3 protein-coding genes are annotated in these 5,575 nt (G+C 76.8%); 2 read left to right on the top strand and 1 reads right to left on the bottom strand.

Annotated features, from left to right (window positions below):
• The coding region (locus tag GT045_RS39920; protein ID WP_272926874.1) for an SAV_2336 N-terminal domain-related protein at window positions 1-3,333 on the top strand (3,333 nt) is incomplete at its 5' end.
• Window positions 3,334-3,504: 171 nt separating this feature from the next.
• Complete coding sequence (locus GT045_RS21810) at window positions 3,505-4,542, top strand: rod shape-determining protein (RefSeq protein WP_161286853.1); 1,038 nt, start codon at window positions 3,505-3,507, stop codon at window positions 4,540-4,542.
• Between the two features lie 346 nt (window positions 4,543-4,888).
• On the opposite strand, the gene GT045_RS38990 is transcribed toward GT045_RS21810, so the two are convergent.
• The gene (locus tag GT045_RS38990) at window positions 4,889-5,194 is read right to left on the bottom strand and encodes a hypothetical protein (protein WP_202528687.1); all 306 of its coding nucleotides are present in this window, start codon (window positions 5,192-5,194) and stop codon (window positions 4,889-4,891) included.
• Window positions 5,195-5,575: the final 381 nt, after the last annotated feature.

Below are 5,575 nucleotides of genomic sequence, written 5' to 3'. Positions count from 1 at the left end.
CCCCGGCCGTCCCCGCGGGCGGCACCGCAGGCCCCGGAGCCGGAGCCCGTCCGGGCGCCCGCGCCGCCCGCCCGCGTCCCCCTGCACCTCCCGTCCCACCGCCCCGCCTCCACCGCCCACCGGTCCCACACCCCCCTGCTGGCCCCTGCGCCCCCGATGCTGCGCCACCCGCTCGCCCTGCAACGCTCGCTGCGCCCACTGGGCCGCCGGATCGACGCGCCCGTGGGGCACGAACTGGACGAACGGGCGACCGCCGACCGCATCGCCCGGCTGGGCGCCGACCCCGCGTGGTGGCTGCCGGTCCTGCGCCCCGCCCGCGAGCGCTGGCTGCGCCTGAACCTCGTGTACGACGCCGGCCCGACCATGCCGGTCTGGCGGCCGCTGGTCCGCGAACTGCACACGGTGCTGGCCCAGTCGGGCGCGTTCCGCACGGTCGTCCTGTACCGGGCCGGCGCGGACGGCACGGTGCGCGGCCCCGACGCTCATGCCCCCGCCGACGGCCGGACCGTCACCCTGCTGATCAGCGACTGCATGGGCCCGCAGTGGCGGGAGGGCTCCGCGGGGACCCGCTGGTACGCCACCCTGCACCGCTGGGCACGCCGGATGCCCCTGGCCGTCGTCCAGCCCCTCCCGGAGCACCTGTGGCGGGACACCGCGCTGCCCACCACCCCCGGGCGCCTGTCGGCCCCGCACCCGGCGGCCCCCACCGCGACGCTCACGTTCACCCCCTACGAGAGGGACGGCGAGGGCGGCCAGGACGGCCCGTTCGAGGGGTGCGGGCGGCACGAGCCGTACGGGATGCACGGGACGTCCGGGACGTCCGGGATGCACGGGATGTACGAGACGTTCCGGTCCACCGTGGCCGGGGGCGCCATGGCCGGGGGCGCCGTGCCCCTTCCGGTGCTGGAGCCGGAGCCGCGGTGGCTGGCGCACTGGGCCGCGCTGCTCACCGCGCCGGGCGGCGCGGAGTTCCCCGGTGCGGTCGCCGGGCTGGGCCGTCCGCTGCCGGCCGACGCCGAGGACCGTACGGACGTCGGGCTGCTGTCCGCCGAGGAACTGGTCCTGCGGTTCCGCGCGACCGCCTCCCCCGAGGCGTTCCGGCTGGCCGGCCATCTCGCGGTGGGGCGACCCGACCTGCCGGTGATGCGGCTGGTCCAGGCCGCGGTCGAACCGGATCCGCGCCCCCAGCACCTGGCCGAGGTCGTGCTCAGCGGCATGCTCACCACGGTCCCGGGCGCCGCGCCCGGCTCCTACGCCTTCCGGGACGGCGTACGGGAGCTGCTCCTGCTCGGCCTGCCGCGCTCCGACCGGGCCCGCACCGCGGAACTGCTGGACCGGATGGGCGAGTTCATCGACCGCAGGGCGGGCCGGGCACCTGGTGAGTTCCGGGTGTCGGTGCCGTCGGCCCGGGGTGCGGGGACGGCACCGGAGGGCGACCCGTTCGCCACGGTCAGCGCGGACAGCGTGCGGCGCCTCTCGGCGGACGTCGGCCCCGGCCGCGAACGGGACTCCGACCCCGCCCCCGCCTCCGCCCCCGAAGGCGAAGGCGAGCGTGCCCCCCGCCCCGCACGCCACCCCGGACCCGAAACCGGGACCGGAGCCGGTGCTGATGCCGGAGCCGGTGCCGGTGCCGGTGCCGGTGCCGGTGCCGAAGTGTCCGCCGGGCGGGCCGAGATCCGGTTCGAGGCCGACGAGCTCACCGGCCGCCCGGAAGCCCGGATCACCCTGGAGGCCGCGGTGCACGCGATCCTCGTCCGCGGTTCCCTCGGCCCCCGCCAGTACGCGATGCACGTCCGCCCCGACGGCTATCTGGTGCGCGTCGAGCCGGGCACCTACCTCCTGCCCGTCCTCGTCGCCGTCCTGCGCGAACTCCCCCAGGCGCTCACCCGGCTCGCCGACCCGCCCCGGCTCCGGGTGACGTTCGGCCGGCCGGCCGGCCCGCCGCCGGAAGCGGCCGGAGACGTCACGGTCGTCGTACCGCCCGCGCTGTACGACGACTTCGCCGCCAGCTCCGCCGCCCAGCGCTCGCAGCGCTTCCGGCCGCTCTTCCGCGACAGCGCCCCGGAGAGCCCGCCGGCCGCCTGGTACTGCCTGCTCGGGCCGCGCTCGCCCGAGCCACGGGAACGGGACCTGGTCCAGGGCCCGTTCATCACGCACGACCTGCACGAGCTGGGCGTCCCCACGCCGGGCCGCACGGCCGTGGTGCACACCCGCCCGGACGGGCCCCTCACGCTGCTCGACCCGATCCAGCCGTACGGCACCCGGCCGCCCCGCCCGGAGACGTACTACTCGGTCGACCTCACCCCGCACGAGACCCGTCACATCGTGTCCCTGCCGAGCTCCGGCAAGGGCGCGTTCAAGGCCGCGGTGATGCTGTCCTGGCGGGTGGCCGATCCGGTCGCCTTCGTCCGCGGCGAGGCCACGGAAGTCCCCGGGCTCCTGCTGACGCACCTGTGCGCCGCGGCGGCCCCCATCACCCGCCGGCACCCGCTGCGCCGCGCCGGCGCGGCCCAGCGTGCGGTGAACGCGGAGGTGGCCGACTGGCCGGTGCCGGGGCTCGCCGTGTCGTACACCGTGCAGCTGGTGCCCGAGTGGGCGCCCGCGCCGGCCGCGGAGCCGCCGGTCCCGTCGCGTCGCCGGCTGGCGGACCTCCTCAGCGACGCCGAAATCGTGCTGATCGGCTTCGAGGGCCCCCTCGCCCGGTTGTTCACGGCGCACACGGCGCGGGAGGCCGTGCTCGACCTGCTGTCGGTCGTCGCCGACCACCGCGACCCGCGGGACGCGCTGACCGGCCGGGCGCTGCCCGTGGCGCACGCCACCGGCCGGGAGGCGTTCGCGCATCCGCTGGATCTGCTGCGCGCCTTCGCGCACGACCGGCTCGGTCCCCTGCTGCGGGCGCGCCTCGACGACCTCGAACTGGCCGCCGTGCCCGACGCCCCCACCACCCACCGCTCCCTCGCGCTGGTCCGCGCCCTGCACGGGTCCGGCCGGCGGGTCGGCGTGGTGACGGACGTGTGCACCCCGGCCGTCCAGCGCTATCTGGAGCCCTACCGGCTGCCCCTCGCGGGCGTCCACGGCCGCCGCGACGACCTGGGCCTGCTGACCCCGCACCCCGACTGTCTGCTGCGCGCCCTGGACACCGTCCCCACGCCCGCCCGCCGTGCCGTCCTGATCAGCTCCTCGGTCGCCGAACTGACCGCCGCCCAGCACCTCGGCCTCCGCTTCATCGCCTACGCCCCCACCGCGGCCGTACGCCGGCACCTGCGCGAGGAGGACAGCGAGGTCGTCGTGTCCTCCCTCGACCCGCTGCTGGAGGCGGCCGGGGCGCTCTGACACGTGCGACACGCGGACGACACACCGAAGCGGCCGGGAAATACGCCCGTTCAGCGGCGCCCCGCCCGGCCGCCCACAGAAGGCGCCCGCCCCCCGCCTGGCGGCAGGATGCCAGTGGGCCCTCCCCTCAAGGCGGGTCCCGCAAGGCCCGCGCACTCGGAAGGATCTGCCGTGACCGTCAGCCTGGAGCAGTTGCGCCGGTGCCACTTCGCCGTCGACCTGGGCGCGGCCCGTACCCGGGTGTATGTGAAGGGCACCGGTCTCGTCGTGGACCAGCCCTCGGCCGCCGCCGTCAACACCCGTACCGGCGCGCTCATCGCCGTCGGCGAGTTCGCCGAGAAGATGACCGGGCGCACCCCGGACTTCATCAAGGTCGTACGGCCCATCGCCGGCGGCACGGTGGTCGACATCGAGATGGCGCAGCGCATGCTCCGGCATCTGCTCGGCGACAAGATGCGCCGGACGCTGCGCCGCAAGCCGCGGCTGCGGGCGGCGGCCTGCGCCCCGCACGACGCCGACCCGCTGGCCCAGCGCGCGACGATCGAGACGCTGGTCGGGCTGGGGGCGCGGCGGGTCGAGCTGGTGGACACGCTGATCGCCGCCGCGGTGGGGTGCGGGCTGCCGGTGGAGCGGCCCGAGGCCACCATGATCATGGTGTGCGGGGCGGCGGCCACCCAGGTCGCCGTGCTCTCGCTGGGCTCCATCGTCACCGCCGAGCGGATCCCGGTGGGCGGTGAGGCGGTGGACCACGCGATCGTGCAGCACCTGCGGCACGAACACGAGCTGATGCTGCCCACCCAGTCGGTACGGCCGCTGCAACTGGCCCTGTCCGGCAACGGCCTCACCCCGTACGGCCCGGCGTCCACCGAGATCCACGGCCGGGACGTCGCCACGGGCCTCGCCCGCAGTGTGCGCGTGGACACCGCCGCCGTGCGCGACGCGATCCAGACCCCGCTGACGGCCGTCCTCGACGGCATCGGCAAGGTGCTGCGCGAATGCCCGCCCGACCTGGTGGCGGACCTCGCCGACCGGGGGATCATGATGGTCGGCGGTTCCGCGCTGCTCCCGGGCTTCGACCAGATGCTGCGGCAGGCCACCGGGATGCCGGTGCACATCGCCGAACGCCCGGACATCTGCGCGGCCCAGGGCCTGGGCGCCATGCTGGAAGGCCGCATCGAACCCCTGGTCCTGGACCCGCTGGCCGCGTGACCCGGCGGGGAGGGCGCGCGGCGCCGTCCCCCGCGAAGGCGAGCAGCACACCGGAATCCCGACCGTGGAAAGGGATGACGCGGCTGCCCGGCGTCCGCGCGGCCGGCACTCCGGCGGCTCAGTACGGCAGCACGCGTCCCGACGGGGTCCTGCGGTCGATCTCCTGCCCGCGCGGGGCGGAGGGCCGCCGGCTGACACGTACCCGGATCCGACGGTCCATGACGCCTCCTCCTGCTGACAGCGACCGGCGCCGGGCGCCGGTAGGAGGTCCGTGCCCAGGAGTTGACCTGTTCAAGCCTGTACGCCTCAAGTCGTCTGCGGGACGGGCCGGTTGCGCCCGTGTGCGCTAGCGGGCCAGGTACCGGGCGAGGACCGGGTCGAGCTGGGCCAGCCAGGCGCGGAGCCGGGTCTGCCGGCGGGCGTTCAGCTCGCAGGAGTACACACCGCCGTCCCACAGCCGCACGGTGATGGTCAACCGGTGGCCGCGCCAGCTGCGTTCGACGCGCGCGATCTCGTGCCACGGGAAGTCCGCGGTGGCACCCGCCACTTCGAACAGCACTCCGACGGCGTTGACGACGACACCGGCGCCGTCGTCCGCGAGCACGACCTCCGGGTCCGGACCGGCGTACGGGTTGCCGTACACGATCGGCACCCCGTGGCCGTAGGGCGGCGGGGCCGCGGACGGGTGCGGGGGCGTGGCGGGCCACGCGGGCGGATACGGGGACGTGGCGGCCCGGGGCGGCTGGGGGTACGGGGGTGCGGCGGGCCGCGCGGGCGGGTACGGGGGCGTGGCGCCCCGGGGCCGCTGCGGGTACGGGGGTGTCGCCGGCCGGACCTGCGGCTGCGGCGGTGTGGCGGGCAGCGGGGGCACCGGGGTCGCCGGTGAGGGCGCGGGCGTGGCCGCCGGGTGCGGCGGCGCGGTGTCCGGCCGGGAGTACGGCGGTGTCTCCGGTCGGGCCGGTGCCGGCACCGGGGCCGGGGCGGGGGGCGTGCCCGGGTGCGAGCCGGTGCCTGGATGCGAGCCGGTGCCTGG

It is taken from the genome of Streptomyces sp. SID486 (assembly GCF_009865385.1).
Taxonomy (GTDB): Bacteria; Actinomycetota; Actinomycetes; order Streptomycetales; family Streptomycetaceae; genus Streptomyces.
This window is presented reverse-complemented; position numbering and strand designations above follow the sequence as displayed.